The sequence below is a fragment of the Candidatus Binatia bacterium genome, from assembly GCA_029248525.1.
Taxonomy (GTDB): Bacteria; Desulfobacterota; Binatia; order UBA12015; family UBA12015; genus UBA12015.
In genome coordinates this window covers 1-3,112 of sequence record JAQWJE010000036.1, presented here as the reverse complement: position 1 = coordinate 3,112, position 3,112 = coordinate 1, and the positions used below count along the sequence as shown (strand labels likewise).

The following is a 3,112-nucleotide window of genomic DNA, read 5'->3' as shown; positions in this document are numbered from 1 at the left end:
TCGCCGCCCACCGGTTGGCCGGAGAGGGCCGAGGAATTCCTCAGCCCCGGCGGCATGGTCTCGCGGTTCGAGTTGGCCTACGCGGTGGCGGCGGGCAACCTCCCCAATATTGATTGGCTGCCGCTTGGCTGGGACAATGTGGTCGCCTTGTTCGGCACCGACGGCTTGCTCCTCTACGTGACGGGACGATGGCCGGACCCCGACACCAGTGCCGCCCTGCAGCGCGCCCGAGAAAACGGCGCCTCGGCCACCCTGCTCGCCGCGCTGGCTCTGGCCAGCCCGGAATTCCAACTGCAGTGAAGGAGAGGAACATGAAAAACAAACGATCTTGTTCGCAAAATACTCTCACCCGTCGTCGCTTCCTGCGCCATGGCATGGCCGGGATGGTGGCCACCGGACTCGGCACACGCCTGTTCCTGCGTGAGGCCGCTGCCGCGCCGACCGGCAAACGCCTGCTGGTCTGCCTGTTCCAACGCGGGGCCGTCGATGGTCTCAATATGGTCGTTCCTTTCGGCGATCCGAACTACGGCAGCACGCGCCCCGACATCGCCATTGGCGCGCCCTCGCAGGCCGACGGTGCCCTGAACCTCGACGGATTCTTCGGGTTGCATCCCGCCATGGAGTCGCTGATGCCCGCCTGGTCGGACCGGTCGCTCGCGATCATCCATGCCTGCGGCTCGCCAGACCCCACACGCTCGCATTTCGACGCGCAAGACTACATGGAAACCGGCACGCCCGGGGTCAAAGGCAGCCCCGACGGATGGCTCAACCGCCACCTGCAAAGCACCAGTGGGGACGCTGACCTGCGTGGGATTGCGGTGACAAATACCACGCCGAGGATTCTGGCCGGTGAGGCAGCCAGTTATGCCGCAAGCACTCTGACCTCTCTGGATCTGGGTCGGGGCACGGACGGAACGCTGGTACGCCAGGCCATCGACGAGATGTATGTGGGCCGAGGGGACTTGCTGGGGACAACCGTCGGCGAAACGCTGGCCAACTACGAGATCTTCACCGAACTCGGCGCTCAGGGCTACGCCCCGCAAAACGGCGCCGCCTACCCGAACAGTTCTTTGGGAAGGTCACTCCAGGAGATCGCTCAGGTCAGACGTGCGGACATCGGCCTCGAAGTCGCCTTTGTCGAAACCGGCGGCTGGGACACCCATTCCCGTCAGGGAGCGGCCACCGGGAACCTCGCCGATCTGCTCGCCGATGTCGCCGACAGCCTCGGCGCATTCTATCAAGATCTCGGCAAGGAGATGGACGAAATCTGCCTCCTGACCATGAGCGAGTTCGGGCGCACCGTTGCCCAGAACGGCTCGGGCGGCACCGACCACGGCCGCGGCACAGCCATGATGGCCATCGGCGGCACCGTCAACGGAGGGCAGGTGCTGGCCGACTGGCCCGGTCTTGCCCCCGGAGATCTCAGCTCCGGCCGTGACCTGGCCGTGACCACCGACTTCCGCGATCTATGCGGCGAAATCGTGCGCGATCATCTGGGGAACCCGTCTCTTGATACGGTCTTTCCCGACCACGTCTTCAAGGCTCCGGGGATCATCCGCACCTGAGCCTCCGATCGAAATCGATTCAGGCCCATCGATCCTTTTCTCCGACGAGACTCTTGCGGCTCTTGCCACGAGGGCCACGCGTGGGACGATATTCAGGATTGCTCATGTCCAAGATGCGCGCCAAGTCGGATTTACCCGAAAAAACCTGCCCTGTTTGCCAGCGTTCTTTCCGTTGGCGCAAGAAATGGGAGCGGGATTGGGAGCAGGTGGTCTATTGCTCGAAGCGCTGCCGTGGCGAGGGAAACCCTCTGCACCATCCGGCTTCCCTGCGTGCAGAACCGGGAAAGTCCTGAGGCGTCCGGGCCGACATTGCCTGAGGACCTGCTGCTTGGTAGCTAAGGCAGCACTCACGCGAGAGTGGCGGAATGGCAGACGCGCTAGCCTCAGGAGCTAGTGCCCGAAAGGGCGTGGGGGTTCAACTCCCCCCTCTCGCATTCGTACTTCCACTGCGAGCGCGGAGATGTTCCGCGCTCCGGGACCGATGGTGAAGTGCCCGTTTGAACGCGAACCCGCATTTAGCGTGGTCCGCCTGCGCAACTTCGCTCTGGCGGCATCGACTCTAGATGGAACTCGCTCATGAGGGCCCGCGGGATTCGACCATTTCCCTGGACTTCACGAGCATCCCGGCGAGGCCTCGATTTGCCACCGTCACGACAGCCGATCGGTTCTTGTCGTAGAGATTGCTCGTTGCGTGGTCGAGGATGGTTCCTCCCCAGAGGATGACCAGGTGTGAGTGCTTCTGGTCTTCCCTGGCTTGCTTCTCGGTCCGTCGCACATCGCCAGGTATGCATTTGAGTTCGATTTCGGTTCCGCTTGCGAGTTCCTTGAGACGCGTATGGTAGCTTGGCGCCCCCCCGAAGATGCGTATCCGATTGAGGCCTTTGTCTGTGCAAGCGCGGAACAAGGCGCTTGCGGCGGCGCGCAGATCCGAACCACCGCAGACCTCACACCGCGGCGGATCGACCGGAATCGTGTGCGAATTGGCTATCTCCTGGCAGGTCGGGTTCGAGCAGACAAAACTGACAGCCGCGTCGAGTACGGCCGCGAGCGCGGGTGCCTCGGTCACGGTCGCAAGTTCGAGTAGTCGACCCAGCTTTCGACCTTCGATCAATCCCTGGATGAGGCTCGTCCTTTCCTGGGGATCGCGCGCACCCCGCTTCTCGAAGAGCGAGGAGAGGGTCCGGGCCGAACCGGACTTGCGCGGGGCGCTCCCCAGTTTCCGAGAAAGTGCTCTGCGCTCGCCATCCAGAACCTGAATTCGGGCTTCGAGTTCACCGTTCTGCTTTTCCAGTTGAGCCACCTGGTCACGATTTTGTGCATCAAGAGCTTCCATGGCTTTCTTTAGGCGTTCGATCTCGACCTGCGCATCGGCAAGATCCCCCTGAACGGCCTCGATCGATCCTTCGGAGGGAAGGTCCTCAAGTTGCGACGCAGAGGGTTGCGAAACCTGTTTTTCTGCAACCGGAACGCGAAGCGCTTTTGTCTGCTGCTTACGAGACCCGGGATCGTCCAACCTCTCAACGCCATCGCGAGCCATCAGTTCTTCG

The 3,112-nt window shown here is 62.7% G+C and carries 4 protein-coding genes and 1 tRNA gene; 4 read left to right on the top strand and 1 reads right to left on the bottom strand.

Features of this window, described 5'->3' with window-relative positions; genetic code table 11:
- The 4 genes from P8K07_07725 to P8K07_07710 form a co-directional block, all read left to right on the top strand.
- The coding region (locus P8K07_07725) for a DUF1800 family protein (GenBank protein MDG1958412.1) at positions 1-300 on the top strand (300 nt) is incomplete at its 5' end.
- Between the two features lie 11 nt (positions 301-311).
- Positions 312-1,565, top strand: coding sequence for a DUF1501 domain-containing protein (locus P8K07_07720; GenBank protein MDG1958411.1), 1,254 nt, complete (start codon positions 312-314; stop codon positions 1,563-1,565).
- A 104-nt stretch (positions 1,566-1,669) separates the two neighbouring features.
- Entirely contained in the window at positions 1,670-1,858 is a 189-nt protein-coding gene (locus P8K07_07715) for a DUF2256 domain-containing protein (GenBank protein ID MDG1958410.1), read from the top strand.
- A 58-nt stretch (positions 1,859-1,916) separates the two neighbouring features.
- Positions 1,917-1,999: transfer RNA gene (locus P8K07_07710), tRNA-Leu, on the top strand.
- Positions 2,000-2,139: 140 nt separating this feature from the next.
- Here the strand turns inward: P8K07_07710 and P8K07_07705 are convergent.
- The coding region (locus P8K07_07705) for a hypothetical protein (GenBank protein ID MDG1958409.1) at positions 2,140-3,112 on the bottom strand (973 nt) is incomplete at its 5' end.